This window comes from Kribbella voronezhensis, assembly GCF_004365175.1.
Taxonomy (GTDB): Bacteria; Actinomycetota; Actinomycetes; order Propionibacteriales; family Kribbellaceae; genus Kribbella; species Kribbella voronezhensis.
On sequence record NZ_SOCE01000001.1, the window covers coordinates 5,806,200 to 5,832,490 of the forward strand.

30 protein-coding genes and 1 riboswitch are annotated in these 26,291 nt (G+C 68.1%); of the genes, 18 read left to right on the plus strand and 12 right to left on the minus strand.

What is annotated here, in order from left to right:
• Positions 1-300 precede the first annotated feature (300 nt).
• Positions 301-540, plus strand: a complete 240-nt coding sequence (locus EV138_RS27070) for a hypothetical protein (protein WP_133981551.1) — start codon at positions 301-303, stop codon at positions 538-540.
• Positions 541-565: 25 nt separating this feature from the next.
• Here EV138_RS27070 and EV138_RS27075 read toward each other — a convergent pair whose 3' ends face one another.
• Genes EV138_RS27075 through EV138_RS27095 form a run of 5 tightly spaced genes read right to left on the minus strand, consistent with a single transcriptional unit; the run spans position 566 to position 6,066 of the window.
• Entirely contained in the window at positions 566-1,561 is a 996-nt protein-coding gene (locus tag EV138_RS27075) for a LacI family DNA-binding transcriptional regulator (RefSeq protein ID WP_133981552.1), read from the minus strand.
• Complete coding sequence (locus tag EV138_RS27080; RefSeq protein ID WP_133981553.1) at positions 1,558-2,973, minus strand: GH1 family beta-glucosidase; 1,416 nt, start codon at positions 2,971-2,973, stop codon at positions 1,558-1,560. The genes EV138_RS27075 and EV138_RS27080 overlap by 4 nt, the downstream gene beginning before the upstream one ends.
• A complete protein-coding gene (locus tag EV138_RS27085; RefSeq protein ID WP_238158375.1) occupies positions 2,970-3,821 on the minus strand; it encodes a carbohydrate ABC transporter permease in 852 nt (283 codons plus the stop codon). The genes EV138_RS27080 and EV138_RS27085 overlap by 4 nt, the downstream gene beginning before the upstream one ends.
• A complete protein-coding gene (locus EV138_RS27090; RefSeq protein ID WP_133981554.1) occupies positions 3,818-4,771 on the minus strand; it encodes a carbohydrate ABC transporter permease in 954 nt (317 codons plus the stop codon). Before EV138_RS27090 ends, EV138_RS27085 begins: the two co-directional genes overlap by 4 nt.
• Complete coding sequence (locus EV138_RS27095) at positions 4,768-6,066, minus strand: ABC transporter substrate-binding protein (RefSeq protein ID WP_133981555.1); 1,299 nt, start codon at positions 6,064-6,066, stop codon at positions 4,768-4,770. The genes EV138_RS27090 and EV138_RS27095 overlap by 4 nt, the downstream gene beginning before the upstream one ends.
• Positions 6,067-6,206: 140 nt before the next feature.
• On the opposite strand from EV138_RS27095, the gene EV138_RS27100 reads away from it, so the two are divergent.
• From EV138_RS27100 to EV138_RS27125, 6 genes are read left to right on the plus strand one after another with little or no spacing between them, the layout of a single operon-like run.
• Complete coding sequence (locus tag EV138_RS27100; protein WP_133981556.1) at positions 6,207-6,602, plus strand: pyridoxamine 5'-phosphate oxidase family protein; 396 nt, start codon at positions 6,207-6,209, stop codon at positions 6,600-6,602.
• A complete protein-coding gene (gene cbiE, locus EV138_RS27105) occupies positions 6,595-7,782 on the plus strand; it encodes a precorrin-6y C5,15-methyltransferase (decarboxylating) subunit CbiE (RefSeq protein ID WP_133981557.1) in 1,188 nt (395 codons plus the stop codon). Before EV138_RS27100 ends, cbiE begins: the two co-directional genes overlap by 8 nt.
• Positions 7,779-8,519 carry a precorrin-4 C(11)-methyltransferase gene (gene cobM, locus EV138_RS27110; RefSeq protein ID WP_133981558.1) on the plus strand — a complete coding sequence of 247 codons (741 nt, stop codon included), beginning with the start codon at positions 7,779-7,781 and terminating at the stop codon, positions 8,517-8,519. Before cbiE ends, cobM begins: the two co-directional genes overlap by 4 nt.
• Complete coding sequence (locus EV138_RS27115; protein WP_133981559.1) at positions 8,516-9,322, plus strand: precorrin-6A/cobalt-precorrin-6A reductase; 807 nt, start codon at positions 8,516-8,518, stop codon at positions 9,320-9,322. The genes cobM and EV138_RS27115 overlap by 4 nt, the downstream gene beginning before the upstream one ends.
• 13 nt (positions 9,323-9,335) lie before the next feature.
• Entirely contained in the window at positions 9,336-9,998 is a 663-nt protein-coding gene (rpe, locus tag EV138_RS27120) for a ribulose-phosphate 3-epimerase (RefSeq protein ID WP_133981560.1), read from the plus strand.
• Positions 9,995-10,786, plus strand: a complete 792-nt coding sequence (locus EV138_RS27125; RefSeq protein WP_112243601.1) for an HAD-IIA family hydrolase — start codon at positions 9,995-9,997, stop codon at positions 10,784-10,786. Before rpe ends, EV138_RS27125 begins: the two co-directional genes overlap by 4 nt.
• Here EV138_RS27125 and EV138_RS27130 read toward each other — a convergent pair.
• From EV138_RS27130 to EV138_RS27145, 4 genes are all read right to left on the minus strand, one after another.
• Positions 10,783-11,451 carry a polysaccharide deacetylase family protein gene (locus EV138_RS27130; RefSeq protein ID WP_238158376.1) on the minus strand — a complete coding sequence of 223 codons (669 nt, stop codon included), beginning with the start codon at positions 11,449-11,451 and terminating at the stop codon, positions 10,783-10,785. The two genes, EV138_RS27125 and EV138_RS27130, sit on opposite strands and share 4 nt — an antisense overlap.
• 100 nt (positions 11,452-11,551) lie before the next feature.
• Complete coding sequence (locus tag EV138_RS27135; RefSeq protein ID WP_133981562.1) at positions 11,552-12,307, minus strand: amino acid ABC transporter ATP-binding protein; 756 nt, start codon at positions 12,305-12,307, stop codon at positions 11,552-11,554.
• Entirely contained in the window at positions 12,291-13,040 is a 750-nt protein-coding gene (locus tag EV138_RS27140; protein WP_133981563.1) for an amino acid ABC transporter permease, read from the minus strand. The genes EV138_RS27135 and EV138_RS27140 overlap by 17 nt, the downstream gene beginning before the upstream one ends.
• Positions 13,040-13,891 carry an ABC transporter substrate-binding protein gene (locus EV138_RS27145; RefSeq protein WP_133981564.1) on the minus strand — a complete coding sequence of 284 codons (852 nt, stop codon included), beginning with the start codon at positions 13,889-13,891 and terminating at the stop codon, positions 13,040-13,042. The genes EV138_RS27140 and EV138_RS27145 overlap by 1 nt, the downstream gene beginning before the upstream one ends.
• Positions 13,892-14,376: 485 nt before the next feature.
• A riboswitch (FMN riboswitch) is annotated at positions 14,377-14,508 on the plus strand.
• A gap of 124 nt (positions 14,509-14,632) precedes the next feature.
• Between EV138_RS27145 and ribD the strand changes: the two genes are divergently transcribed.
• The 5 genes from ribD to ribH are packed head-to-tail and all read left to right on the plus strand — an operon-like array spanning position 14,633 to position 18,635.
• Positions 14,633-15,661 (plus strand): bifunctional diaminohydroxyphosphoribosylaminopyrimidine deaminase/5-amino-6-(5-phosphoribosylamino)uracil reductase RibD, encoded by a 1,029-nt coding sequence (ribD, locus tag EV138_RS27150; RefSeq protein ID WP_133981565.1) that lies wholly within the window; start codon positions 14,633-14,635, stop codon positions 15,659-15,661.
• Positions 15,661-16,266, plus strand: a complete 606-nt coding sequence (locus tag EV138_RS27155; RefSeq protein WP_133981566.1) for a riboflavin synthase — start codon at positions 15,661-15,663, stop codon at positions 16,264-16,266. The genes ribD and EV138_RS27155 overlap by 1 nt, the downstream gene beginning before the upstream one ends.
• Positions 16,266-16,931 (plus strand): nicotinamide riboside transporter PnuC, encoded by a 666-nt coding sequence (gene pnuC / locus EV138_RS27160; RefSeq protein WP_133981567.1) that lies wholly within the window; start codon positions 16,266-16,268, stop codon positions 16,929-16,931. The genes EV138_RS27155 and pnuC overlap by 1 nt, the downstream gene beginning before the upstream one ends.
• 1 nt (position 16,932) lies before the next feature.
• On the plus strand, positions 16,933-18,165 hold the full coding sequence (locus tag EV138_RS27165) for a bifunctional 3,4-dihydroxy-2-butanone-4-phosphate synthase/GTP cyclohydrolase II (protein ID WP_133981568.1): 1,233 nt from the start codon (positions 16,933-16,935) through the stop codon (positions 18,163-18,165).
• A complete protein-coding gene (gene ribH, locus EV138_RS27170; protein ID WP_133981569.1) occupies positions 18,165-18,635 on the plus strand; it encodes a 6,7-dimethyl-8-ribityllumazine synthase in 471 nt (156 codons plus the stop codon). Before EV138_RS27165 ends, ribH begins: the two co-directional genes overlap by 1 nt.
• A 153-nt stretch (positions 18,636-18,788) precedes the next feature.
• Here the strand turns inward: ribH and EV138_RS37725 are convergent, their stop codons facing one another.
• Complete coding sequence (locus EV138_RS37725; RefSeq protein WP_202866836.1) at positions 18,789-20,657, minus strand: hypothetical protein; 1,869 nt, start codon at positions 20,655-20,657, stop codon at positions 18,789-18,791.
• Between the two features lie 61 nt (positions 20,658-20,718).
• Between EV138_RS37725 and EV138_RS27185 the strand changes: the two genes are divergently transcribed.
• Positions 20,719-21,696 (plus strand): helix-turn-helix transcriptional regulator, encoded by a 978-nt coding sequence (locus EV138_RS27185; RefSeq protein ID WP_133981570.1) that lies wholly within the window; start codon positions 20,719-20,721, stop codon positions 21,694-21,696.
• Here EV138_RS27185 and EV138_RS27190 read toward each other — a convergent pair.
• Positions 21,684-22,169 (minus strand): MarR family transcriptional regulator, encoded by a 486-nt coding sequence (locus EV138_RS27190; RefSeq protein WP_133981571.1) that lies wholly within the window; start codon positions 22,167-22,169, stop codon positions 21,684-21,686. The two genes, EV138_RS27185 and EV138_RS27190, sit on opposite strands and share 13 nt — an antisense overlap.
• 54 nt (positions 22,170-22,223) lie before the next feature.
• Here EV138_RS27190 and EV138_RS27195 point away from each other — a divergent pair, with 54 nt between their 5' ends.
• Together EV138_RS27195 and EV138_RS27200 are read left to right on the plus strand one after the other, a co-directional pair.
• Positions 22,224-22,862, plus strand: coding sequence for an NAD(P)-dependent oxidoreductase (locus EV138_RS27195; RefSeq protein WP_133981572.1), 639 nt, complete (start codon positions 22,224-22,226; stop codon positions 22,860-22,862).
• Position 22,863: 1 nt separating this feature from the next.
• Positions 22,864-23,361 carry an anthrone oxygenase family protein gene (locus EV138_RS27200; RefSeq protein ID WP_133981573.1) on the plus strand — a complete coding sequence of 166 codons (498 nt, stop codon included), beginning with the start codon at positions 22,864-22,866 and terminating at the stop codon, positions 23,359-23,361.
• Here EV138_RS27200 and EV138_RS27205 read toward each other — a convergent pair.
• On the minus strand, positions 23,342-24,352 hold the full coding sequence (locus tag EV138_RS27205) for a P1 family peptidase (RefSeq protein WP_133981574.1): 1,011 nt from the start codon (positions 24,350-24,352) through the stop codon (positions 23,342-23,344). The two genes, EV138_RS27200 and EV138_RS27205, sit on opposite strands and share 20 nt — an antisense overlap.
• 19 nt (positions 24,353-24,371) lie before the next feature.
• On the opposite strand from EV138_RS27205, the gene EV138_RS27210 reads away from it, so the two are divergent.
• The 3 genes from EV138_RS27210 to hisG are packed head-to-tail and all read left to right on the plus strand — an operon-like array spanning position 24,372 to position 26,288.
• Positions 24,372-25,091, plus strand: a complete 720-nt coding sequence (locus EV138_RS27210) for an MBL fold metallo-hydrolase (protein WP_133981575.1) — start codon at positions 24,372-24,374, stop codon at positions 25,089-25,091.
• A 40-nt stretch (positions 25,092-25,131) separates the two neighbouring features.
• Positions 25,132-25,395 (plus strand): phosphoribosyl-ATP diphosphatase, encoded by a 264-nt coding sequence (locus tag EV138_RS27215; RefSeq protein ID WP_020390973.1) that lies wholly within the window; start codon positions 25,132-25,134, stop codon positions 25,393-25,395.
• Positions 25,396-25,442: 47 nt separating this feature from the next.
• On the plus strand, positions 25,443-26,288 hold the full coding sequence (hisG, locus tag EV138_RS27220) for an ATP phosphoribosyltransferase (RefSeq protein WP_133981576.1): 846 nt from the start codon (positions 25,443-25,445) through the stop codon (positions 26,286-26,288).
• Positions 26,289-26,291 lie beyond the last annotated feature (3 nt).

The following is a 26,291-nucleotide window of genomic DNA, read 5'->3' on the forward strand; positions in this document are numbered from 1 at the left end:
CCACCACGACGAAATGGGCGACTGGCTGACGGATGACAAGATGGGAAACCAACGGTCGAGGGCCTCGGTCCGGGCGCAGCAGCCTCGCTGCTGTTTACGTCAGGCTGGCGGGCACCCCGAGCGCCCATCATCATCGCTAGGAGCTGGTCACGTAGGGCCGGATCGAACGGCACATCTCCTGGAGAAGTCGTTGATGATTGAGACGATCGCTAATGACGTCATGGGTTGGTCGCGCCTGCGGACGGTCGGCATGCCGGTGCTGCGGAGGTTTGTGGTCAGGAACGAGCAGTCGGGGCAGGGGTGAGCTTGACCGCCGAGTCGGTGGACGGTGATTCGCGGCTGGAGACGACCTTCTTGGGGGTCGCCGGTCTGCAGGTGTCTTTGCCTGAAAATCCCGAGCCGGCGCGGTTGGACGTGCTTGACGTCAGCGATGTCGCCGCGGACGGGTTCGAGAACATCGGTTGTCGCGTGGCGGAGGGTGCGGGGTTCTTTGCGTTCTCGTGCAGTGGGTTCTTCGCTGTCGTGGTCCGCGGCGAGTGACGGGCCGGAGCTCGCTGACCGAAAGTCAGGCGCTGCCTCGGTGTTCTAGGTGGGTGTCGACGATGACTTGGGTTTCGGTGGGGGCCTCGCCGGTTAGTTGGGCCAGGAGGAGGCGGGTCATTTCTCGGCCCATTTCTTCGGTGGGCTGGAAGACCGAGGTGAGGGGTGGGTCGGTGTGGCGGCCGGCGGGGGAGCCGTCGAAGCCGATGACGGCGACGTCGGTGGGGATCTGGCGGCCGGCGGACTTGAGGACTCGCATGGCGCCGAAGGCCATCGGGTCGGAGGCGGCGAAGACGGCGTCGAGGTCCGGGGAGCGGTCAAGGAGGGCGGTCATGGCGCGGGCGCCGCTTTCCTCGCTGAAGTCGCCGTATTCGACCAAGGCGTCGCCGGCAACCTCGCGGAAGCCCTGGAGGCGGGCGACGCCGGCGGACATGTCCTGGGGGCCGGCGATGGTGGCGAGACGGCTGCGGCCCTGGTCCAGGAGGTACTGCGCCGCCTGCCGCGCGCCGATGGCGTTGTCGGCGTCGACGAAGGGAATGTCCTCGGCGCCTGCCAGTGGGCGGCCGCAGAGCACCAAGGGGAGTCCGCTGGCTCGTACCTTGGCCGGCAGTGGGTCGTCGGCGTGCTGGGAAAGCATCATCACGCCGTCGACGTGCTCCCTGGTGAGGAAGCGGCCGGCGCGGTCGCGTTCGGCCGAGCTCTGGACCATCGACAACCACAGTTGCAGGTGTGTCTGCGCCATCGCCGAACTGATGCCGCGGACGATGCCGGCGAAGTACGGCTCGGTGAAGAGGCGCTCGCCCGGTTCGGAGATCACCAGCGCGACACAGTCGGTACGCCGGGTGACCAGGTTGCGGGCGGCCCGGTTCGGCACGTAGCCCAGTTCGTCGATCGCCTTGAGTACGGCGGCGCGGGCGGCCGGACTGACCTGGGACGATCCGTTCACCACCCGCGAAGCGGTACCCCGCCCCACCCCCGCCCTCGCCGCGACGGTTTCGATGGTGGGACGGGATTCGGTCATGTCGCTAGCCTGCCTCGGATCAGATCGCCGTACCAATACGCGCTGCTCTTCGGGGTGCGTGTCTGTGTCTCGTAGTCGACATAGACCAGGCCGAAGCGCCGCGAGTATCCCCAGGACCACTCGAAATTGTCGAACAGCGACCAGCAGAAGTAGCCGCGCAGCGGCACCCCGGCGTCGATCGCCGCCTGACAGGCCCGCAGGTGACCGTCCAGGTAGCTGATCCGGTCGGGATCGCGGACCAGCCCGTCCGGATCCGGTACGTCGGCGAAGGCGGCGCCGTTCTCGGTGACGTACAGCGGCACCGGCGGGTACTCCACGGAAACGCGCTCCAGGACGCTGGTCAGCCCTTCGGCGTGGATCTCCCAGCCCATCGCGGTGACCGGCAAATCACCCTTGGAGAAGCCCACGTGCTCGCTGCCGGGCCAAGGCGAGGCGCCGCTACCGGCCGCACCGCCGTGCCCGTCGTCGCCGTTGCCTGCCTCACCAGTGACCACGTGCCGGCTGTAGTAGTTCACGCCCAGCATGTCGAGCGGGGTCGAGATGACCGACAGGTCTCCGTCGTGGACGTGCGAGAAGTCGGTCACCGCGGCGAGATCGGCCACCACGTCGGCCGGGTAGGACCCGAGCAGGACCGGGTCGAGGAAGAAGCGGTTCTGCAGCCCGTCGATCCGGCGGGCGGCGTCGACGTCGATCTCCCGCTCGCTCACCGGCACGACGTCGTACAGGTTGATCGTCACGCCGACCTGGTGACCGCCGGATCGAAGCAGACCCGCGGCCAGGCCGTGTCCGAGCATCAGGTGATGCCCCGCCCGAACCGCCGCCGCCGGATCCTGGCGACCTGGTGCGTGCACACCCGAGCCGTACCCGAGGAAGGCTGAACACCACGGCTCGTTCAACGTGGTCCACTGCCGGACCCGATCACCCAGTACTGCGCTGATCGCGCCGGCGTAATCGGCGAACCGCTCCGCCGTGTCCCGCTCCGGCCAGCCGCCGGCGTCCTCCAGCGGCTGCGGCAGGTCCCAGTGGTACAGGGTCGGCCACGGCTCGATCCCGGCGGCCAGCAGTTCGTCGATCAGCCGCGAGTAGAAGTCGACACCGGCCTGGTTGAGCGCGCCGCGACCGTTCGGCTGGACCCGCGGCCAGGCGATCGAGAACCGGTACGCCTGCAGGCCGAGGTCGGACATCAAGGCGACGTCCTCGCGGTACCGCTGGTAGTGCTCGATCGCCACGTCGCCGGTCTCGCCGCCGAGGACCCGGCCGGGCGTGTGCGAGAAGGTGTCCCAGATCGAGGGGCCGCGGCCGTCGGCGGTCGCCGCGCCCTCCACCTGGTAGGCGGCCGTGGCGGCGCCGAAAAGGAACCCGGGGGGCAGCTGCAGGCCGGTACCGGGCTCGGTCTGGCTCTCCGTTGTCACGACTTGATCGAACCTTCCATGATGCCGCCGATGATCTGGCGTCCGAACAGAATGAATACTGCGAACAATGGCAGCGTAGCCAAGGCCGTCGCAGCGAAGACCTGGGCGTAGTCGGTGTAGTACGCCGTCGCCAGCAGGCTGAGCGACAGCTGGACCGTCGGGGTGTTCGCGTCGAGGACGGCGTACGGCCAGATGAACTCGTTCCAGGTCTGCATGAAGGTGAGCAGACCGAGGACGGCCGCGGCGGGCCGCAGTACCGGCAGGACGACGTTCCAGTAGATCCGGAAGGTCGAGCAGCCGTCCACCCGGGCGGCCTCGACGAGTTCGTCGGAGATCGCCTCGGAGGCGTACTGGCGCATCATGAAGACACCGAAACCGCTGACCAGGAACGGCACGATCACCGCCTGCAGATGGCCGTTCCAGCCGATCTTCACCATCAGCATGTAGAGCGGGATCAGGCCGAGCTGGACCGGGACCATCATCGTGCCGATGATCACCAGCAGCATGCCGTTGCGGCCGCGGAACCGCAGCTTGGCGAACGCGAACCCGGCCAGCGTGGAGAAGAACACCACCGACAGGGTCACCACGCTGGACACGACCAGCGAGTTCACCAGCCCGTACGCGAACGCGGCGTGCTCGTTGGCGAACACCCGGCCGACGTTGTCGGCGAGTGCGGCGCCGGGCAGCAACGGCGGCGGTACGTCGTTGATCACGTCGTTGGACCGGGTGGCCACGACGAACATCCAGTAGATCGGGAACAGCGAGGTGACACAGCCGACGATCAGCGCGATGTACGTCGCCGGGCTGGTGCGCCACAACCGCACGGAGGCGGCCTTCATCGTGCTCATCGGGCGGCCCTCCGGACGATCAGCAGGTTGATCAGCGAGAAGATCACGATCAGGCCGAACAGCGCCCAGGCGATCGCGGCACCGTAGCCGTACTGGAAGCGCTGGAACGCCGTCTCGTACATGTACATCGTGACCGTCTGGAACTGCCCGAGCGTGCCACCGAGCATCCGGCCGTTGCCGAAGATCACCGGCTCGGTGAACAACTGCAGGCCGCCGATCGTGGAGATGATCACGGTGAACACCAGCGTCGGGCGCAGTTGCGGCACGGTGATCCGCCAGAACTGCTGCCAGGGCGCCGCGCCGTCCAGCGAGGCGGCCTCGAACAGTTCCTTCGGGATCGCCTGCATCGCGCCGAGCAGGATCAGCGTGTTGTACCCGGTCCAGCGCCAGTCGACCATCGTGGCGATCGCGATCCAGCTGGACCAGGTGTTGGCCTGCCAGTCGACCGCGTCCAGGCCGAGCCTGGTGATCACGTAGTTGACCAGGCCGACGTCGCGGGCGAACAGCTGGCCGAAGACGATGCCGACGGCGGCCACCGAGGTGACGTTGGGGATCAGCACGCCCATCCGGAAGAAGGTGCGGGCGCGGATCTTGCGGTTCAGCAGGTTCGCCATCCCCAGCGCCATCAGCAACTGCGGGACGGTGGCGATGACGAAGATGCCGACCGTGTTCTTCAGCGCGTTCCAGAAGTCCGGGTCGGCGAACAGCGCGGTGTAGTTGTCGAAACCGACGAACGTGTGGTCACCGATCAGGTGCCAGTCGTGCAGCGACACCCAGCCGGTGTAGATCAGCGGGAACGCCCCGAAGATCGCGAACAGGACGAAGAACGGCGCGATGAAGAAGTACGGCGCGAACCTCATGTCCGCGCGAGTCAGCCGGGAGCGCCAAGGATCCCGGGCGTCGGCGGCACGCGCTGCCGCCGACGCCCGGACGACGCTGGAAGAGGTCACTTCGCCTCTTTGACAGCGCTCTTCAGAGCCTGCTGCCATGCCTTGTCGGGGGTGAGCTTGCCCTGCTCGACGGCCTGCAGCGCGGGCTCGAAGGCACGCTCCTTGACCGCCTGGTGCTTCGGGCCGAGCACGATCGGCTTCAGCGACTTGGCGCCGGTACCGAAGATCTTGCCGACCGGGGCGTTGGAGAAGTAGTCGTTGGTCAGCGCCAGGAACGCCGGGTCGTCCAGTGCCTTCGGCGACGACGGCAGCGGTCCGGCCTCCTTGAACGCGGCCACCTGGCCCTCGGGCGAGGTCAGGAACTTGGCCAGCTCGTAGGCCTCCTTCGGGTGCTTGCTCTGGGTCGGTACCGCGAGCCACGAACCGCCCCAGTTGCCGCCGCCACCAGGCACCGAGGCAACGTCCCACTTGCCGGCGTTGGCCGGGCCGGAGTTGGTCTTGATGATGCCGAGCATCCAGGACGGGCACATGGTGACCGCGAAGCTGCCGTTCTTGAAGCCGGCCTCCCAGTCCTTCGACCAGGTCGGGACCTTGGCGCTGACGCCTTCGGAGACCATCTTCATCGAGGTCTCCCACGACTGCCGCACGACCGGGTTCGAGTCGGCGATCAGCTTGTTGTCGCGGTCGTAGAAGTTGGTGTCACCGGCCTGCGACAGCATCGCCGAGAAGCTGGTGGTGACCGAGTCGACGAAGCCCTTGGCGCCGGTCTTGGCGGCGGTGAACCTCTTGCCGGTGGCGATGAACTCGTCCCAGCCCGGCCACAGCTTCGACACCGCGTCGCGGTCGGTGGGCAGGCCCGCCTTGGCGAACAGGTCCTTGCGGTAGCAGACGGCCAGACCGCCGACGTCGGTACCGAGCCCGATCAGCGGCCCGTCGGCGCCGACCCGGCCGAGGTCCCACTTCCACGGCAGGAAGTTGGGCTGCAGGTCGGCCGCGCCCTGGTCGAGCAGGTTGACGAAGTTCTGCGGCTGGGTCTTGAACTCGTTGAGGATCCCCTCCTCGAGCGCCACCACGTCCCCGGCGCCGGTGCCGGCGGCCAGGTACTGGGTCAGCTTCGGCTTGTAGTCGTCGAGCTTCTGCACGCTGCGCAGTTCGACCTTCACGTTCGGGTGTTCCTGCTGGTACTGCGCGACCAGCGCCTTGTAACCGAAGTCGCCGAAGGTGTCGACCACCAACTTGACCTGACCGTCCGCCGCCGGCTTGGCGTCGTCGGCGTTCTTGCTGCATGCCCCGACCATGCCCAGGGCTGTCACGGCAGCCACCGTGACCGCCAGGAACCGCTTCGTCTGGCTCATCGCCTGACCCCTCCTAGTGATTTTCGGCACTCCATTTGGGAGCGCTCCCAAGAGCATCAGGGCAGTCGGAAAGGCTGTCAAGAGTTCAGTGGGAGCGTTCCCAAATCGAGTCCAAACTCGTGGTTGTCTACGATCGGTCCGTGCAACAGCCCCTGAGCGAGCGGTCCGGTGAGTTCGTCGACTTCTGGACCGAACGGCGGCTGGCAGTGCTCAGTACGGTCCGCGCGGACGGCACCGTGCACGCCGTGATGGTGGGCGTAACGCTCGACCCGAAAACCGGCATCGCGCGCGTGATCTGTTCGGGCAGTTCGCACAAGGCTCGCCAGATCAAGGCGATGGGAGAGGCCTCGGTCGCCGTCACCCAGGTCGAAGGCGGGATGTGGTCGACGCTGGAGGGCCGGGCGGTGGTGAGCGAAGATCCCGAGCGGGTCGCCGACGCCGTCCGCCGGTACGCCGAGCGCTACCGCCAGCCGCGCGAGAATCCGCAGCGCGTGGTCATCGAGATCACCGTCACCAAGGTGCTCGGCCGTGTCTGACCTGACCGTCGTCGGAATCGGAGCCGATGGCTGGGACGGGCTCGCGCCGATCGCTCGCGCGGAGATCGCCGAGGCCGAGGTGCTGATGGGCAGTGCCCGTCAGCTCGCGCTCGTCCCGGACGGCAAGGCGGAGCAGGTCGCCTGGCCGTCCCCGTTGTCCGAGTCCCTGCCGGGGTTGCTCCAGGCTCACCGCGGTCGGCGCATCTGTGTGCTGGCAAGCGGCGACCCCACCTTCCACGGCATCGGTACGACGCTCACAAGGCTGCTCGGTGCGGACGCGGTGAAGGTGATCCCGCATCCTTCGAGCGTCTCGCTGGCCTGTGCGCGACTCGGCTGGCCGCAGGACCAGGTCCAGGTGATCAGCCTGGTCGGGCATCCGCTCGAACTGGTGCACTCGCACATCCAGCCCGGCCGGCGACTCGTAGTACTGAGTTGGGGTGCGCATACTCCGGCCGAGGTCGCGGAGGCGCTGACCGATCGCGGGTACGGCGGGAGCCGGTTCACCGTGCTGGAGCAGTTGGGGTCGTCCGACGAGCGGGTCCGGACGACGAAGGCCGCGGAGTGGGCCGGTGAGGTGGACGCGCTCAACGTGATCGGGATCGAATGCGAGAACGGGCCGGTGTTGTCGACGGCTCCCGGGCTGCCTGACTCGGCGTACGAGAGTGACGGGCAGTTGACGAAGCGGGAGGTCCGCGCGGTGACGTTGTCGCGGCTCGCGCCCGTGCCCGGGCAGTTGCTGTGGGACGTGGGCGGCGGGGCGGGAAGTATTGCGATCGAGTGGTCGCGGCATCACCCGAGTTGCCGCGCGGTCGCGATCGAGCGGGATCCGGAGCGCGCCGAGCGGTTGGAGCGGAACGCGGCGACGCTGGGCGTCGTAGTACGGACTGTTGTCGGCAAGGCGCCAGAAGCGCTGGCCGAACTGGAGTCGCCGGATGCGGTGTTCGTCGGTGGCGGAGCGACCGCGCCGGGGATGATCGAGACCTGCTGGGAGGCGCTGAAGCCGGGCGGGCGGCTGGTCGTCAACGGGGTGACGCTGGAGACCGAGGCGCTCATCGCCCGCTGGTACGCCGAACTGGGCGGCGACCTCGTCCGCCTCGATGTCCAGCGGGCCTCGCCGGTCGGCGGGATGACCGGCTGGCGCCCCGCGATGCCCGTCACGATCTGGAGTCTCACCAAATGACCGTCCACTTCATCGGTGCCGGGCCGGGAGCGGCCGACCTCATCACCGTTCGCGGGCGCGACCTGATCGCGTCCTCACCCGTCTGCCTGTACGCCGGTGCGCTCGTCCCCGTCGAACTCCTCGACCACTGCCCGCCGGCGGCTCGCAAGATCGACACCGCCAACCTCGACCTCGACGAGATCCTGGCCGAACTCACCAAGGCCCACGAGGCAGACCTCGACGTCGCCCGCCTGCACTCCGGCGACCCGTCCGTCTTCAGCGCCATGGCCGAGCAGATGCGCCGCCTGGATGCCCTGGGGATCCCGTACGACGTGACGCCCGGTGTACCGGCGTACGCCGCGGCCGCCGCCTCGCTGCGGCGCGAACTCACCGTGCCCGAGGTCGGCCAGACGGTCATCCTCACCCGGATCGCCGCGCGGGCGACCGCGATGCCACCCGGCGAAGATCTCGCGACGCTCGGGGCGAGCCGCGGGACGATCGTCCTCCACCTCGCGGTCCAGCACATCGAGCGCCTCGTCGACGAACTCACCCCCAATTACGGCTCCGACTGCCCGGCCGCGGTCGTCGCTCGCGCCTCCCGTGACGACGAGGTGATCCTCCGCGGCACGCTGGAAACCATTGCCGCCCAGGTTCGCGAGGCCGGCATCCGTCGGACGGCGGTCGTCATCGTCGGCCAGGTCCTTGCCGCCGACAACTTTCCCGACTCCCACCTCTACTCGACCACCCGGCAACGGTGAAGATCCTGCTGCTCGGGGGGACCGGGGAGGCGCGCCGGCTGGCAGAGCTGCTTGCGAGGGAGCCGGGCCTTTCGGTCGTGTCGTCGCTCGCCGGCCGAACCACCGAGGCCCGGCTGCCGGAAGGAGCCGTACGCCAGGGTGGCTTCGGCGGCGTCGCTGGTCTCGTCGACTGGGTGAAGGCCCACGAGATCGATGTCGTGGTGGACGCGACGCATCCGTTCGCGGCGACGATGACCGAGCACGCGGCCGAGGCGGCACGGCTGGCGGGTGTGGAGTTGCTCGTACTACGGCGCGCGGGTTGGCGCGAGCAGGCCGGTGACCGGTGGGCCTGGGTCGACACGCCGGAGGAAGCCGCCCGGATCTTGCCAGGGCTGGGAAAGCGCGCATTCGTGACAATCGGCCGTCAGGGCCTCCACGCCTTCGCCGCAGCCGCGGTGCCTCCGGAGGAGACTTCCGAGCGGGACGCGGCCGCTCCCGATCGCGCTGCCGAGGCCGGCGCGAGTGCGGGAGTGTGGATGCTGGCGCGCTGTGTGGACCCGCCGGAGCCGGTGCCGTCGTGGTGCGAGGTGGTGCTCGATCGCGGGCCTTACGCCGTACAAGATGAGCTGGAACTGCTGCGGGACCGGCGGATCGACGTACTGGTGACCAAGGACAGCGGTGGGCCGATGACCTCGGCCAAACTGGAGGCGGCCCGGGCGCTGGGGATCCCCGTGGTGGTGATCAGGCGGCCGCCGCTGCCCGCCGGGGTGACCGCGGTCGAGACGGTCGACCAGGTCGTCGGCCGGCTGACGGACCGTCGGTAGACTCCGGATCCTTATGGGAATCCAGATCGCGCCGAGCATCCTGACCGCCGACTTCGCGCACCTCGCCGACGAGGCCAAGGCCGTCTCCGACGCCGAGTGGCTGCACGTCGACGTGATGGACAACCACTTCGTCCCGAACCTCACCCTCGGGATGCCGGTCGTCGAGGCGCTCGCGAAGGCGGCCGAGCAGCCGCTCGACTGCCACCTGATGATCGAGGACCCGGACCGCTGGGCGCCGGGGTACGTCGAGGCGGGCGCGTCCAGCGTCACCTTCCACGTCGAGGCCTGCCGGGCGCCGATCCGGACCGCCCGGGAGATCCGGGCCAAGGGTGCCCGCGCGGCGATGGCGCTGCGGCCGGCCACCCCGATCGAGCCGTACGAGGACATGCTCGCCGAGTTGGACATGGTGCTGCTGATGACGGTCGAGCCGGGCTTCGGCGGCCAGAAGTTCCTCGACGTCGTGCTGCCGAAGATCCGCCGGACCCGTGACCTGGTCACCAAGCACGGCCTCGACATCTGGATCGAGATCGACGGCGGCGTCTCGGCCGAAACCATCGAACGCTGCGCCGAAGCCGGCGCCGACGTCTTCGTCGCCGGTTCCGCGGTCTACTCCGCCGACAACCCCAACGAGATGGTCAACCACCTCCGCACCCTAGCCGAGGCGGCGACCGCATGACCGAGCACAAGCCGGTGGAGAGCTGGCTGACCGACATGGATGGGGTGCTCGTCCACGAGGAGCGCGCCATTCCGGGGGCGAGTGAGTTCATCTCGACCCTGCAGGAGTCCGGGAAGAAGTTCCTGGTGCTGACCAACAACTCGATCTTCACGCCACGGGACCTGCGCGCCAGGCTGCTGGCCGGCGGCATCGACGTGCCCGAGCAGGCGATCTGGACGTCCGCCCTCGCGACCGCGCAGTTCCTCGACGATCAACGGCCCGGCGGTACGGCGTACGTGATCGGCGAAGCCGGCCTGACGACCGCACTGCACGAGGTGGGTTACGTGCTGACCGAGCGGGCGCCGGACTACGTGGTGCTGGGGGAGACGCGGACGTATTCGTTCGAGGCGATCACGCGCGCGATCCGGCTGATCGCGGACGGCGCCAGATTCCTCGCGACCAACCCCGATCCCACCGGCCCGTCCGCCGAGGGTCCGCTGCCCGCGACCGGCTCGGTCGCGGCATTGATCACCCGGGCCACCGGCGTAGCGCCGTACTTCGTGGGCAAGCCGAACCCGCTGATGATGCGCAGCGCCCTGAACCGGATCGAGGCGCACTCCGAGACCTCGGTGATGATCGGCGACCGGATGGACACCGACATCATCAGCGGTCTCGAAGCCGGCCTCCGCAGCGTGCTCGTGCTGACCGGCTCGACCGCCGACCACGAGGTCGAGCGGTTCCCCTATCGACCGACCCGCATCGTCAACTCGATCGCCGACGTCGTTCCGCTGATCTCCGCTCTGTCCTAACCGCACCACGTGGTGTAGAACGCGTATCCGCGAGCCTTCAGTGTCCGCAGGATGGTCGGCAACGCCGCGACCGTCTGGCTGCGATTACCGCCACCGTCGTGCAGCAGGATCACCGAGCCGTTGCGGACGTTCGCGAGCACCCGGCGCACGATCACCGACGTGCCGGGTCGCGACCAGTCGCGTGGATCGACGGTCCACAACCGGACCGTCTTGCCGAGGCTCGCGGCGCGCCGGTACGTCAGGCTGTTGACCGCGCCGTACGGCGGCCTGAGACAACGTGGCGTGTATCCGGTCTGTGCCCGGATCACCCGATCGGTGTTCAGTACTTCGGACTTGAAGGTGGTCCAGGAAACCCTCCGCAGATCGCGATGGTCCCAGGTGTGGTTCTGCACGCTGTTCCCGGCCAGGTAGACCCGCCGGGTCAGTGACGGGTACCGCGCCACGTTCTGGCCGAGCTCGAAGAACGTTGCCTTGACGCCGTACGCGTGCAGGATCGCCAGCACTTTCGCCGTGTACGGCGACGGCCCGTCGTCAAAGGTCAGGATCACGTACTTCGACGCGGCCGCCGCTTGGCCCGACCCAGCGGATGCGGTGACCGCGTCCGTGGGCTGAGTGCAACCCACCACCAGCAGGGGGCCGAGCAGCGCGAGGACGACCACCGCCACCCGCAATGGGTGACGGCCGCTCAACCGAGGACTTCGCATCATCAGCACCCCAGGTGTCGACAAGCATCACCTCCACCATCCGCGCGATCCCGCCGAAAAGCTAGAGCACCTGGGACAGGAACTGCTGGAGCCGGGGGGACCGGGCGGCGGTGAACAGCTTCTCCGGCGGGCCGGACTCGACGACGACGCCGCGGTCCATGAAGGCGACCTGGTCGGCGACCTGGCGGGCGAACCCCATCTCGTGAGTGACGACGACCATCGTCATGCCCGCCGACGCGAGGTCCGCCATCAGTGCCAGGACGCCCTTGACCAGTTCGGGGTCGAGCGCCGACGTCGCCTCGTCGAACAGCATCACCTCGGGTTCCATCGCCAGCGCCCGCGCGATCGCCACCCGTTGCTGCTGACCGCCGGACAGATTCCCCGGCCGTGCCGACGCCTTCTCGCGGAGCCCGACCAGGTCCAGTTGCCGGAGCGCGGCCACGCCCGCCTCGTCGCTGCCGAGCTTCTTGATCTTGCGCAGCGGCAGCGTGATGTTCTCCAGCACGGTCTTGTGCGGGAACAGGTTGAAGTGCTGGAACACCATCCCGATCCGCCGCCGCAGCTCGTCCGGGTTGCTCTTCAGCACCGACGAACCGCCCAGCACGATGTCGCCGGCGTCGGGTTCGAGCAGCCGGTTGGTGGCCCGGAGCAACGTCGACTTCCCCGACCCGGACGGCCCGATCACGCAGGCCGTCTGCCCGGCCGGCACTGCCAGATCCACGCCGCGCAGGACCTTGTTGGTGCCAAAGGCAAGTTCGATGCCGGCAAGCTCCAGGCTGGCTGCCTTCACGGCGACAGGTTCACCGGTGGTCGGCATGGACGAGCTCCTCGACCTCGGGTTCGGCAGGGCGGCCTTCGCGCAGCCGCTTGTCGAAGTAGTTGACCAGGTGCGTCAGCGGCACCGTGATGACCAGGTAGAACAGGCCGGCCAGCAGCAACGGCGAAAGGTTGCCGTTGGTCGCCGCGGCGTCCTGGCCGATCCGGAACAACTCGCGCTGGCTGGCGAGCAACCCGAGGAAGTAGACCAGGCTCGACTCCTTGACCAGCGCGATGAACTGGTTCACCAGCGCGGGCAGCACCCGTCGTACGCCCTGCGGAATGACGACGAGCGACATCCCGGAGGTGTAGCTGAACCCGAGCGCCCGGGCGGCCTCGAGTTGGCCCTTCTCCACGCTCTGGATCCCGGAGCGGAAGATCTCGCCGATGTAAGCGGCGGCGATCAGCGAAAGGGCGAGAATCCCCAGCGGGTAGGGGTTCGGGCCCCACCAGTGCCGGGTGATCGGGGACAGGCCCTGACCGATCAGCAGGATGGTCAGGATCGCGGGCAGGCCCCGGAAGATGTCGGTGTAGATCTTGGCGGGCCAGCGCAACCAGCGTCGCCGGGACAGCCCCAGCACCGCCACGATCATGCCGAGCACAGTGCCCAGCACGACCGAGGCGGCGGCGAGGACGAGGGTGTTGACGAGTCCCACCTTCAGCATCTCCGGCAGGACCGCCTTCATCGACTCCCAGTCGAGGAAGGTGTCGTTCAGCGTGGACCAGATGTCCATCAGCCGGCAGACGGCGGGGTGAACTTCACGGTGCCGCTACCGGGCTTGAAGGACGCCGGGACGGCGCGACCCGGGTAGTACTGCTGGACGAGCTTGGTCCAGGTGCCGTCGGCGATCACCTCGTCGAGCGCCTTGTTGACGGCCTCGCGCAGCTTGTCGTTGCTCTTGGCAACGGCGTACGCCGTCGGCGCGGAGCTGAGTTCCTTCGCGGCCAGGATGACCACGCCGCCGCCCTGCTCCTTGGCCATCTTCTCGCCGATCTCGGCGGGGGAGATCCAGGCGTCCGCCGTACCGGCCTTGAGCTGGCCGACCGCGGCGTTGTAGTTGGGCACGCGGACCGGGTTCAGGTTCTTGCTGGTGGCGTAGTCGTCCTGGACGGTGCCCTGGACGACGACGACGCGCTTACCGGCGAGCTGGTCGAACGAGGTGATGCCGGACGTCTTGGTGGTGTTCAGGCCGAGGTAGCCGAAGTCGTACCCATTGCTGAAGGCAACCGTCTTCTTGCGCGCCTCGGTGATCGTGATCGACGAGCTGCCGAGGTCGAACTGGCCGCCGTTCACCTGCGACAGCAGGGCGGAGAAGTCGGTGCCGACGAACTCCGGCTTGAGGTTCAGCTTCGCCGCGACCGCGGTGATCAGGTCGTTGTCGAAGCCGGTGAACTTGCCGTCCTTGACGTACACGTTCGGCGGCGCGTCGGTGAGCGTGCCGATCCGGAGCGTGCCGGCCTGCAGCAGGCCCAGATCGGGGCCGCCCGAGGACTTGTCGTCGCTACCGCAGGCAGCCAGCGCGACGACCAGGGTGACGGCCGTACCGAGCGCAGCAAGCCGGCGAAGAGCGCTGAAGGCGCGCACAGATGTCTCCTTAGAACTGGTGAACCGGAAGGCGTGGGGGTGACCCACCGCCCGACGCTAACGCCGCGACCAGGCAACCAATTCCCCACCGACACCGCCTGAGACGCCACCCGAATGTCTACTCGGCTTGTGATATATCAGCCCCGGGAGCCGAACGCAGGAGGCGCATCTTGGCGCGAGCGTCGCGCCGGGTGGTGGCGGGTCGTCGGAGCTGCTCAGCCGGTCGATGTCCTCGGAGCCGCGCTTCTCGAGGGCCCACGCCTCGAGCTCTTCCCCGGCGCGCGGGGTGGCCTGGGTTTGAACGTGCGCCGGTACGACTGCCTCAGCCGGGCACCCGGTGAGCCGCGACGGAGGAGCGGCGACTTGGGGTGGGTGGGAGCGGCGAGGAACGAGCTGCGTGGGGACTGCTCGGCGTACCAGGATGTGACCTGGGTCCTGGACTGGTTGCGGGGCAGTGGCACACTTGGGGTACGAGTGAACCCACTCGCGTGCTCCGGGGTCGGTGTAATTCCGAGCCGGCGGTGATAGTCCGCGACCCGGCCGAGGCTGTTTCTCGGCCGGTTGACCTGGTGGAATTCCGGGACCGACGGTGAAAGTCCGGATGGGAGGCGCACGCGATCGGCGGGAGCGCTCCGGCGTCCGGACGACGCGGCCCCGAAGGCTGCGCGCGACCGGGGGTCCGGATCGTGCACGCCGGTTGTCATGGCCCCGGGCGCGTCCGTGACAACGAGGGACCCGTCAGTGAAGAACGTCTCGCCGATCGACAGCGCGTGGTTGCGTCGCGCCGTCGAGCTCGCCGCGCGCGGCATCGGCAGCACGCACCCGAACCCGGTCGTCGGCTGTGTGATCACGAACCGGGACGGCCATCCGGTCGGCGAGGGCTTCCACGCCTACCCCGGCGGTCCGCATGCCGAGGTCGTCGCCCTGCGGATGGCGGGCTCGCAGGCACGCGGCGGTACGGCGTACGTGACGCTGGAGCCGTGTAATCACACCGGCCGGACCGGGCCGTGCGCCGACGCGTTGATCGAGGCCGGCATCAGCCGGGTCGTGTACGCCGTACCGGACCCGAACAAGCAGGCATCCGGTGGCGGGGAGAAGCTGCGGAGCAAGAACATCGTCGTCGAAGAGGGCGTCCTCCGCGACGAGGCCGAAGCGGTGAACCAGGTCTGGCTGCACAGCGTCCGCACCGGTCGGCCGTTTGTCACCTGGAAATTCGCGACGACGCTCGACGGGCGGAGTGCGGCGCCGGACCGGTCGAGCAAGTGGATCACCGGACCACTCGCCCGCGCCGACGTGCACCGCAAGCGGGCCGAGTGCGATGCCATCGCTGTCGGCACGCAGACCGTCCTCGACGACGATCCCGAGCTGACGGTCCGCGACGAGCACGACGTACCGGCCTCGCGGCAGCCGTTGCGGGTCGTGGTCGGCGACCGCCCGATCCCGCCGACCGCGCGGGTCCGCAATGACCGCGCCGAGACTCTGTTGCTGCCCACCCACGACCCTGCCGAGGTACTACGGCAGCTCGACGATCACCAGATTCGCCACCTCTGGCTCGAAGGCGGACCGACGCTCGCGGCCGCGTTCCTCCGCGCCGGCCTGGTCGACCAGATCGTCGCGTACGTCGCGCCCGCGATGCTCGGATCGGGCTTCTCGGCCGTCGGGGATCTCGGTGCGGAATCTATCGACCAGCTCCGGCGCTTCAACCTGGCGGACGTCACGCGTCTCGGCGACGACGTCCGGCTCACCCTGACTCCCCTGGGAGGGAACTGATGTTCACCGGCATCATCGAAGAACTCGGCACGGTCGAGGCCCTCGACCTGCTCGACGGCGACGCCGCCCGGCTCACGATCCGGGCTCCGCTGGTGACGCAGGACGCCGGGCACGGCGACTCGATCTCGGTGAACGGCTGTTGCCTCACAGTGGTCGAGCACGGTGACGGAACCTTCACCGCCGACGTGATGCGCGAGACCCTCAAGCGCACCAGCCTCGGCGCCGTCGAGAAGGGTTCGTCCGTCAACCTCGAACGCGCGGTGCAGGCGCACGCGCGACTCGGCGGCCACATCGTCCAGGGGCACGTCGACGGCACCGGCACGATCGCGAGCCGGCAGCCGGCCGAGCACTGGGAGGTGGTCCGGATCGCCGCCCCACCGGAGATTCTCCGGTACGTCGCGGAGAAGGGCTCCATCGCTGTCGACGGAGTGTCGTTGACCGTCACCGATGTGGACGACGCCACCGGAACCTTCGGGATCAGCCTGATCCCGACCACGCTGGAACTGACCGTGCTCGGCCGCAACCAGGTCGGGGACACGGTGAATCTCGAAGTCGACGTCATCGCCAAGTACGTCGAGCGGCTACTCGTTGCTGGAGGCAAATAATGGACTGGCTGCTGCACTCCCAGGTGACGATCGGCGGCTCGCCGGTCCTGGTCCGGGAGATCGTCGGGAACGTCTTCGGACTGGCGAGCGCCCTGTTCGGCATGCGCCGGCTGGTGGCTGCCTGGCCGGTCGGCATCGTCGGCAACGTGCTGCTGTTCACCGTTTTCGTCGGCGGGCTCTTCGACACCCCGCAGGACAAGGATCTCTGGGGCCAGGCCGGCCGCCAGGTGTTCTTCGCGCTGGTCAGCCTCTACGGCTGGTACCGCTGGTACCAGACCCGCCACAGCGGCGCGGGCACCGGCGTACAGCCGCGGTGGGCCTCGGGCCGCGAGCGGCTCGAGTTGCTCGGCGTGGCCGTCGTGCTCTACGCCATCGCGTACCCCGTGCTGAAGGCGCTCGGCTCGTGGGGACCGCAGTGGGATGCGTGGATCCTGACCGGGTCGATCCTGGCGACGTACGGGATGGCGCGCGGGTTCGTCGAGTTCTGGCTGGTCTGGATCGCCGTCGACGTGGTCGGTGTACCGCTGCTCGTGCAGGCCAAGTTCTACCCGTCCGCGACGATGTACGTCGTGTACGGACTGTTCTGTGTCCTCGGGTTCGCCTCCTGGTGGCGGATCCAGAATCGCGCGGCGGTCGCCACGCCTGAACCGGTAGTGGTGGGCTGACATGGGTGAAGTGCTGAAACTCGACACGATCGAGCACGCCGTCGACGAGATCCGGGCGGGCCGGCCGGTGATCGTGGTCGACGACGAGGACCGGGAGAACGAGGGCGACCTGGTCTTCGCCGCGTCCAAGGCGACGCCGGAACTGCTCGCGTTCCTGATCCGCTACAGCTCGGGCGTGGTCTGCGTCCCGATGGAGGCGGCCGAGCTGGACCGGCTCGGGATCCCGCTGATGACGCCGCACAACCGGGAGCGCCTGCGGACGGCGTACACGATCTCCGTCGACGCTCGCGACAAGGTGACGACCGGGATCTCGGCGGCCGACCGGGCCCGGACGATCCGGGTGCTGGCCGATTCGGCGTCGGAGTCCTATGACCTGGTGCAGCCTGGGCACATCTTCCCGCTGCGGGCGCGCGAGGGCGGCGTACTGGTTCGTCCTGGGCACACCGAGGCGTCGCTCGACCTCGCCCGGATCGCCGGGTTGCGGCCGGCCGCGGTGATCGCGGAGTTGGTGAACGACGACGGGACGATGAAGCGCGGGGCCGATCTGCGGACGTTCGCGGACGAGCACGGGCTGGTGCTGGTGTCGATCGAGGACCTGATCCGCTACCGGCGCCGGACCGAGAGCCAGATCCAGCGAGTCGCCACGACGGTGCTGCCCACGCAGTACGGCGACTTCGTTGCCCACGGCTACCGGAACACGGTCGACGGGTCGGAGCAGCTGGCGCTGGTCCGGGGCGAGCTCGGCGATGGGCCGACATTGGTGCGGTTGCACTCTGAATGCCTTACCGGTGACGTCTTCGGTTCGCTGCGGTGTGACTGTGGTCCTCAGTTGGACGAGGCGATGCGGCAGGTCGCGGCCGAGGGCGGCGTCGTGGTCTATCTGCGTGGGCACGAGGGGCGCGGGATCGGGCTGCTGCACAAGCTGCAGGCCTATGAACTGCAGGACGCGGGCCGGGACACGGTCGACGCGAACCTCGATCTCGGACTGCCAGCGGATGCTCGTGACTACGGCACCGGCGCGCAGATCCTGGCCGACCTGGGGATCACCTCGGTGCGGCTGCTGACGAACAACCCCGACAAGCTGGCCGGCGTCCAGGGCTACGGCATCGACGTGGTCGAGCGCCGCGGCATCTCGATCGATCCGACCGAACACAATCTGCGGTACCTGCGGACCAAGCGCGACCGGATGGGCCACCACCTGCCCACCGGCACGGACGAGAACGGAGCCAACTGATGTCGGGAAGCGGAGCACCCAGGATTCAGATCCCGCGCGCGGAAGGTGTCCGGGTCGCCGTGATCGCCGCGCAGTGGCACCCGACGGTGACGGACGCGCTCGTCGCCGGCGCTGAACGCGCGCTGGCCGACTCGGGCGTCACCGACTACAAGGTGATCCGGGTGCCCGGGTCCTTCGAGCTTCCCGTCGCGGCCCTGCACGCCGCCCGCAGCGGGTACGACGCCGTGGTTGCCCTCGGCGTCGTCATCCGCGGCGACACCCCGCACTTCGAGTACGTCTGCCAGGCGGCGACCGACGGTCTCATGCGAGTCTCCGTCAACACCGGCGTACCGGTCGGCTTCGGCCTCCTCACCTGCGACAACGACCCCCAGGCCCTCGACCGAGCCGGCCTCCCGGACTCCCGAGAAGACAAGGGCTACGAATCCACCCAAGCAGCCCTCGCCACCCTGATCGCAGCCCGCGCCTTGTAAAACAGAACTGAAAGAAACACCAAAGACAAGAAGGAAAGAGAAATAGCAGGAGGCCTGAGGTTGCTCTCAGCGCCTCACTGACCGGGCTTACGGGGTTCTTCGGCTGGAATCCCGGTGGATCGCCAACACTGATCAGTGGTGGCGATCCGCGGTCTACTTGGTTCTGGTGTGGGTCATTTGCCAGTTGGGGATCCAGGTTTGGCCGTTGTCTGTTGAGAAGGACTGTTCCCAGGCGGCCTTGTTCTGGCCTGGGGTCCAGGTGAAGCGGACGAGGATTTCCTGGCCTTCCCAGAGTTCGGGGGCTTCGAAGATGCCGGTGCCGTCGGTGAAGGAGCCGACGACAGGGCTTTCGAGTTTGCCGCGCTGGCTGTTGATCCAGTGGATGGACCACGTCTTCGACACCGGGTTGTAGAGGCGGAGGGTGGCGCCGCGGAAACCCTCGGTCGGGAACCAGCCCTCGTCGAAGCTGATCGCGCCGTCGAAGTAGCTGTGGACCTCCATCCGGGAGTCCAGCTCGTACCACTCGGCCGGTTCGCCCAGCGCCGGCTTGCGGCGGCGGTTGTGCATGTCCCAGCTCCCGACGAGGAAGTCGAAATCGCCGGTCAGCTTCGGCGTGTCCACCCGAGGCGGCTCGGTCGAGCGGCGGGTGAATTCCATTGTCCAGTTGACTTCCCAGCTCTTGCCGCCGTCGTCGGAGAACGACTGCTCCCAATGCGCCGTCGTCTCGGTGACGTCCGACCACGCATAGCTGACCAGGATCGGCTTCCCGTCGAACTCCTCCTCGCCGGTCAGCCAGCAACTGTCGCCTGACCACCGACCTCGCACGGGCGGATTGAGTTCCATCGTCGTACTGCTGATCCAGTAGATCGTCCAGTCCTTCTGCACCGGATCGAACAGCCGCACCGACATCCCGTACGACGACCTGCTCGGGAACTGCATCTCGTCGATACTGATCGCCCCGTCGAAATGCGTCCGCGCGCTGCACGTCCCCTCGAACTCTTCCCACTCGTCGCTCCCGGTCAGCGGCTTGGTCAACCGGCGGTGCACCACATCGAAGTACCCGTTGAGGAAGTCGAAGTCGCTCGTCACCTTCCGCGGTGAGAACGTCATCGTCCAGTTGCTCTCCCACGTCTCGCTCCCGTCGGCCGAGAAGAACTGCTCCCAGACCGGTACGTCGCCCTTCGTCCAGCGGAACCGGACGTCCACCGGCCGGCCTTCGTGCTGATCCGGTCCTTCGAGAATGCCGACGTCGTCCAGCCCGAAACCGCCGTACACCGGCGGCTCGAGGATGCCCCGTGAACTGTTCACCCAGTAGATCGCCCACGCACCCGCTTCGACGTCGTACAGCCGCACGGTCAGGCCGTCGAAGTCCTTGGTGGGAAAGAAGGTCTCGTCGATGCAGACGGCACCGTTGAAGAGGGTGTAGCAGCTGGACGTTCCCGGAAAGGTGCTCCACTCGGAACTCCCGGTCAGCGGCTTGTCCAGCTTCCGGTGAAGCACGTTCCACTCGCCGACGAAGAAGTCGAAGTCGCCGGTGACCTTCGGGAGATCCAGCGCAGGCGGCTCACTCGACCGCCGGGTGAGGTCCATCGTCCAGTTCGTCTGCCACTCCCCGTCCACCGAGTAGGCCTGCTCCCAGTGAGCAGTCTCGGCGGTGATGTCCGACCAGGTGAGTCGCACCGGGATCTCCTGCCCGTCGACCTCGTCGACGCCGTACAAAGTGCACGTGCCGTCGGACCACGTGCCACGCACCGGCGGCTGGAGTTTCCCGGTCGTGCTGTTCACCCAGTAGATCGTCCAGTCCTTCTCGACCGGATTGAACAGCCGCAGAGACAGCCCGTACGACGCCTTGCTCGGGAACCGCGCTTCGTCGATGCTGACGGCCCCGTTGTGATGGGTGCGGCCGGTGCAGGTGCCGGCGTACTCCTCCCAGTCGCCCGAGGCCGTCAAGACGCGGTTGACGACGTCGAAGTGCCCGGTGAGGAAATCGAAGTCGCTGGTCAGTTTGGTCGCTGTGGTCATGACCAGACCTTCTCGCGGAAACCTGACAGTGAATGGCAGCCTTTAGAACTAGTCTCGAACCATGCGTTCAAGCCGGTTGCTGTCGATCCTGCTGTTGCTCCAGACCCGCAGGCGACTGACCGCGCGGGAGTTGGCCGACGAGTTGGAGGTCTCGCTGCGGACCATCTACCGCGATGTCGAAGCACTGGCCGCCGCGGGCGTTCCGGTGTACGCCGACCAGGGGCGGGCCGGGGGATACCGGCTGGTCGACGGCTACCGGACGAAGTTGACGGGCCTCACCGAGCAGGAGGCGGCAGCCCTCTTCATGGTCGGCATGCCCGGACCGGCCGCCGCGCTCGGACTGACCGAGCAGACCAGCGGAGCAGAGCTAAAACTTCTAGCTGCGCTAGCACCCGACCAACGTGACCGCGCGGGCCGGCTGAAGAACCGCTTCTACCTCGACGTCCCCGCCTGGTACCGAGATGCGGAGGACTCGCCGCATCTCGCCGCGATCGCCGAGGCGGTCCTGCACGACCGGAAGATCAAGGTGCTCTACCGTCGCTGGGAAGCACCCCGTGAAGTCGAGCGCACCCTGTCGCCGTACGGGCTCGTGCTCAAGAACGGCAGCTGGTACGTCGCGGCTTCGGCGACCGGGAACTCGATCAGGACCTACCGGGTCTCCAACATCCTCGAACTCACCAGCACCGGCGAGACCTTCACCCGGGCCGCGGCCTTCGACCTCGCGAAGTACTGGCAGGACCATCTCGACCAGTTCGAGCAACGCCGGTTCACCGGCCACGCACACGTCCGGATCGCCCCCGCGCTGGTGCGGCGACTGGTCGATCTCTCCGCAACCCTGTTGCTCAAGGCAATCACTGACACAGGCGCGGAGCCGGCCGAGGACGGCAGCGTCACGGTCTCCGTCCCGATCGAGTCGATCCCGAACGCCGCCACCCAGCTGATCCGCTTCGCCGCCGACCTCGAAGTACTGGAGCCGGCTGAACTACGCGCTGAGCTGACCCGGCTCGCGCACGACATCATCCAGCTCTACGAGTCCTGACCCAGTTTCTCCACGGAGGCGCGGCCGGCGTCGGCGCTGCGCTGAAGGAAGCCGGTGATCAGCTCGAGTTCCGCCGGTGTGTAGTCGGCGCACACCTCGTTCAGGGCGCTGTTCATGCCGCTGTAGAGGCTGTAGACCTCACGGTTGCGGTCGGGCAGCACCCGGATGCTGACGCTGCGCCGATCGGTGGAAGCGCGGTCCCGCGCGATCCAGCCACCACGCTCGAGCCGATCGAGGATCCCGGTCAGCGTGGCCGGGTGCAGTCCGACCTGCCGCGCGAGGGCGCTCGGGGTGAGCGGACCGTTCTGGGCGAGCACGTCCAGGCAGTCGAGGTCGATGTCCTTGAGCGCCAGCCGCCCGCCGACCTGGTGGTTCAGCAGCGCCAGCTCGACGCGCAGGTCGCGCAGGGCGGCCTTGATTGCCGCCCCGGCCCGGCGCCGGAGACGTAGCTCACTATTTTCTCTCGGTTCCATATATTATGATTCCCGTATTATATGAGTTGCAGCCGACATGAAGGACGGTACCCGATGAAGATCACGGTTTTCGGCGCGACCGGCGGGATCGGTGGCCACGTGGTGGAGCAGGCGCTGACCGCCGGCCACAAGGTCGTCGCGGTGGTGCGCGAGTCGTCGACGTACGACGTCAGGCATCCCTCGCTGGAGGTGTTGCGCGTGCCCGGCCTCGAAGAGGCGGAGTTGCTCCGGCCCGCTCTCGACGGCAGCGCGGCGGTCGTCTCCGGCGTCGGTGCGCGCAGTCGCAAGGCCGGCCCGGTCGCGAGCACCAGCACCCGCTCGATCCTCGCGGCGATGGCCGCGGCCGGCGTGGACCGGTTCGTCGCGGTGAGCGCGATCCCGCTCGGCCCCGTGCCGCCGGACGAGAGCTTCCTCAACCGTCGCGTGGTGCTGCCGATGATCAACGCGTTCGCGGCGGACGTGTACGCCGACCTCCGGGTGATGGAGGCCGACATCATGAGCAGTTCGACCGAGTGGACCATCGTCCGGCCACCCAAACTCACCAACAAGCCCCTGACCGGCAAGTACCGCGTGTCGGTCGGCGACACCGTTCCGCGGACCTACAGCATCTCCAGAGCCGACGTCGCCCACCTGATGCTCGCCGCTATCGACGACCCCGCGATGATCAACCAGCCCGTCAGTGCCGGCTACTGAAATGACCCTGACAACCGTCGACCAACCCCGTACGACGTCTCGTCCGGCAGCCGTCGTCCTTGGTGGCGTGGGCCTGCTCTTCACCGGGCTCTTCTCCGGCTTCCTTCTCTGCGTGCTCGTCCTCGAGAACTCCCTGCGCGCGGGCAATGCTTCCGTCTACACGCAAGTCCGGCTGATCGAGCTGGATTCCCTCGACAAGCTGGCCTCGGCCACCTTGATCCCGGCGTTGGTCAGCACCGCCGTGGTCGCCATCCTTGCTCGCGGCAACAATCGGTGGCTGCTGGTGGCGTTGGCCTTGCTGGTCGTCGTTTTCGCGGTGACACTCGCCGTCAACCTTCCGATCAACGGCGATCAGGCAGATTGGTCGGTGCAGAGCCCACCGTCGGACTGGGCAACAGTTCGTGATCACTGGCAGATCGCACATGTGGTCCGGACAGTGGCAGCGATCGCCGCGTTCGGTTCCTTGATCGTGGCCGGCCTCACCCGGAAGCGAGCTTGACGAGGTCGAGCGGTACGGCGTACCGGGTGTTTCCGCGGAAGCCGGTGACGGTGTGGGCCATCGTGAGCGAGTTCAGCAGGGCCTCTTCGGTCGCCTCCATCGTTGCCTGGAAGACCTCGCGGAGTCCGGTCTCCGCGAAGGACCCTGAGCGCTGAGCCGCCGTACTGAAGGCGATCGCGTAGTCGCCGCTGCCTGGCGCGTAGTCGGAACCGACCCGGCCCATCGCGAAGACGGCCCGCCGGGCGACCCTGCCGAGTTGGCGGGCATCCAGCGCGAGATCCGTGGCGACCACGATCATGCAGGAGTTGCCTCCCGGCGTACCGACTGCTTTCGCCGCGGGCACCGGCGTACCGAGGACGGTGAGCGTGCCGGAGAAGTTGCTCTGGACCAGCACGCCGACGGTCCCGTCCCCGACTGATCGGGACGAGGTGCCGATGCCGGCTTTGAAACCGAGTGCGGCCGTACCGGTGCCGGCGCCGACGCAGCCCTCGGCGGGCAGGTCGGCCGAAGCGTTGTCGAGGGCGGCGAAGACGTGCGAGGCGGTGATCGGGCGGCGGCGGATGTCGGAGAGGAAGCCGTCGTTCGTCTCTCCGACGACCGGATTCAAGCTGGTCGCCTCAGGATCGCGCTCGAGCAACCAGCTCACCAGTGCATCCGCAACGCGGAACACGGACAGCGTCCCGGTCAACAGAATCGGCGTCTCCAGAACCCCGAGCTCATCCACCTGGGTCGACCCGACCAGCTTCCCGTACCCGTTCCCCACCGCGATCGCCGCGGGCAGCGCGCCGAGGGCGGCCGAGCCGCCGCGGGACCCGGCCGTTCCGCCGCCGAACCCGGGCGGGACGATCGCGGTGACGCCTGTGTGCAGGTCAGCACCGTCGTCGATCGTCGTGTGACCGACCAGCACCCCCGCAACATCGGTGATGGCGTTCAACGGACCGGTCTCCAAGCTGCCGGGCACAATCCCCAGCGAGCGAACTCTTGTCGGCATGGCAGCTATCGTCTGCCAAATGGTCGAGAAGTTGCAGCAGGTCAACGGCCGGGTGTGGCTCTACCCCCACGATCCCGACCCCGCCGCCGTCCGCGCGTCGGTCGCCCTGATCACCGGGGGCGACGGCAGCATCCTGGTCGACGCGGGCAACAGCCCGGCGCACGCCCGCGAGATCCAGCAGGCGATCACCGAAGCCGGCCTGCCGTACCCGACGACCCTCGTCCACACCCATCACCACTGGGACCACACCTGGGGCGCCTGCGCCTGGGAGGACGTCGAGATCATCGCCCACGCGTCGGCCACTGACCTGCTCAGCGCCGAGGCGAAACGACCCTGGAGCCACCAATACCTCCGCGACCAGGTCGCCAAGAACCCCAGACTCGGCCCGAGCTTCCGCGCCCGCGCGCTGGCGATGCCCGAGTGGGACGGATTCAGAATCGTCCTGCCGCACCGCACGTTCGAGGACACGCTCGAGCTCGCGTACGGCGTACAGGTGCGGCACGTCGGCGGGAATCACGCGCCGGATTCGACCGTCGTCACCGTTCCGGATGCCGGGGTGATGCTGCTCGGCGACTGCTATTTCCCGCCGCCGTTCCACCTGCGCACCGAGGAGGACGGGCTGGATCACGCCATGGCGCGCAGGCTGCTGCGGGAGCGCCATACGTGGTACGTCGACGCCCACTCGCCGCCTCGATCCCTGGCCGCCGCGAGTGCGGCCGGTCCGGTAGACGAGACCTGACCGCAGCCCCGGGGCGGGTGACCTCTAGGCTGGTCCAGCGATGAAGACCTTTGACGAACTCTTCGCCGAGCTGGGCGAGAAAGCGCTGACCCGTCCGGAGGGCTCCGGCACGGTGGCAGCGCTGGATGCCGGTGTGCACACGATCGGCAAGAAGCTGGTCGAGGAGGCCGCCGAGTCCTGGATGGCCGCCGAGCACGAGGGCAAGGAGCGGGCCGCGGAGGAGCTGAGCCAGCTGCTCTACCACGCGCAGGTGATGATGCACGCGCTCGGCCTGAGCCTCGACGACGTGTACCGACATCTGTAGGAGCGGCTACAGATCACCGGTTCACCTCTCACAGATTGGCTAGTGCCATGCTGCGCGTCGCAGTACCGAACAAGGGCTCGCTGAGCGAAGCCGCCATCGACATCCTGACCGAGGCGGGCTACCGCCAGCGCCGGAGCACCAAGGACCTGTCCCTGACCGACCCGGACAACGGCGTCGAGTTCTACTACCTGCGCCCCCGCGACATCGCCGTGTACGTCGGCGAAGGCACCCTCGACGTCGGCATCTCCGGGCGGGACCTGGTGCTCGACTCGCACGCCGACGCCGACATCATCATGGAACTCGGCTTCGGCGGCTCGACCTTCCGGTTCGCCGGCCGGGCCGGGGTCGCGGAGTCGGTCAAGGACCTCGAGGGCAAGCGGATCGCCACCTCGTTCGCCGGCATCCTCGCCGACCACCTGGCCGAGAACGGCGTCCAGGCGTCCGTCGTACGGCTGGACGGCGCGGTCGAGTCCGCGGTCCAGCTCGGTGTCGCGGACGTGATCGCCGACGTGGTCGAAACCGGTACGACGCTGCGCCAGGCCGGCCTGGAGGTTTTCGGCGAGCCGATCCTCAAGTCCCAGGCGGTCCTGATCCGGCGGCACGGGGTACAGCAGCCGGCCGCGATGGAGCAGTTGGTCCGCCGGCTCGAAGGTGTCCTGGTCGCGCGCAACTACGTGATGATGGACTACGACATCCGTGCCGAGGCCGTGGAGGCCGCGAACGCGGTCGCGCCGGGGCTCGAGTCGCCGACGGTGTCACCCCTTCATCGGGAAGGCTGGGTCGCCGTCCGCGTGATGGTGCCCCGGGCCGAAGCACAGCGGATCATGGACCAGCTCTGGGAGCTCGGCGCCCGCGCGATCCTCACCACCGACATCCACGCCTGCCGGATCTGAGGC

Coding starts and splice junctions, on each gene's coding strand:
- EV138_RS27075 (WP_133981552.1), bottom strand. CDS start 1,561: ATGACCGAATCCCGTCCCACCATCGAAACCGTCGCGGCGAGGGCGGGG.
- EV138_RS27085 (WP_238158375.1), bottom strand. CDS start 3,821: ATGAGCACGATGAAGGCCGCCTCCGTGCGGTTGTGGCGCACCAGCCCG.
- EV138_RS27095 (WP_133981555.1), bottom strand. CDS start 6,066: ATGAGCCAGACGAAGCGGTTCCTGGCGGTCACGGTGGCTGCCGTGACA.
- cobM (WP_133981558.1), top strand. CDS start 7,779: ATGACCGTCCACTTCATCGGTGCCGGGCCGGGAGCGGCCGACCTCATC.
- rpe (WP_133981560.1), top strand. CDS start 9,336: ATGGGAATCCAGATCGCGCCGAGCATCCTGACCGCCGACTTCGCGCAC.
- EV138_RS27125 (WP_112243601.1), top strand. CDS start 9,995: ATGACCGAGCACAAGCCGGTGGAGAGCTGGCTGACCGACATGGATGGG.
- EV138_RS27135 (WP_133981562.1), bottom strand. CDS start 12,307: ATGCCGACCACCGGTGAACCTGTCGCCGTGAAGGCAGCCAGCCTGGAG.
- EV138_RS27140 (WP_133981563.1), bottom strand. CDS start 13,040: ATGGACATCTGGTCCACGCTGAACGACACCTTCCTCGACTGGGAGTCG.
- EV138_RS27155 (WP_133981566.1), top strand. CDS start 15,661: ATGTTCACCGGCATCATCGAAGAACTCGGCACGGTCGAGGCCCTCGAC.
- pnuC (WP_133981567.1), top strand. CDS start 16,266: ATGGACTGGCTGCTGCACTCCCAGGTGACGATCGGCGGCTCGCCGGTC.
- EV138_RS27165 (WP_133981568.1), top strand. CDS start 16,933: ATGGGTGAAGTGCTGAAACTCGACACGATCGAGCACGCCGTCGACGAG.
- ribH (WP_133981569.1), top strand. CDS start 18,165: ATGTCGGGAAGCGGAGCACCCAGGATTCAGATCCCGCGCGCGGAAGGT.
- EV138_RS37725 (WP_202866836.1), bottom strand. CDS start 20,657: ATGACCACAGCGACCAAACTGACCAGCGACTTCGATTTCCTCACCGGG.
- EV138_RS27185 (WP_133981570.1), top strand. CDS start 20,719: ATGCGTTCAAGCCGGTTGCTGTCGATCCTGCTGTTGCTCCAGACCCGC.
- EV138_RS27190 (WP_133981571.1), bottom strand. CDS start 22,169: ATGGAACCGAGAGAAAATAGTGAGCTACGTCTCCGGCGCCGGGCCGGG.
- EV138_RS27195 (WP_133981572.1), top strand. CDS start 22,224: ATGAAGATCACGGTTTTCGGCGCGACCGGCGGGATCGGTGGCCACGTG.
- EV138_RS27200 (WP_133981573.1), top strand. CDS start 22,864: ATGACCCTGACAACCGTCGACCAACCCCGTACGACGTCTCGTCCGGCA.
- EV138_RS27205 (WP_133981574.1), bottom strand. CDS start 24,352: ATGCCGACAAGAGTTCGCTCGCTGGGGATTGTGCCCGGCAGCTTGGAG.
- EV138_RS27210 (WP_133981575.1), top strand. CDS start 24,372: ATGGTCGAGAAGTTGCAGCAGGTCAACGGCCGGGTGTGGCTCTACCCC.
- EV138_RS27215 (WP_020390973.1), top strand. CDS start 25,132: ATGAAGACCTTTGACGAACTCTTCGCCGAGCTGGGCGAGAAAGCGCTG.
- hisG (WP_133981576.1), top strand. CDS start 25,443: ATGCTGCGCGTCGCAGTACCGAACAAGGGCTCGCTGAGCGAAGCCGCC.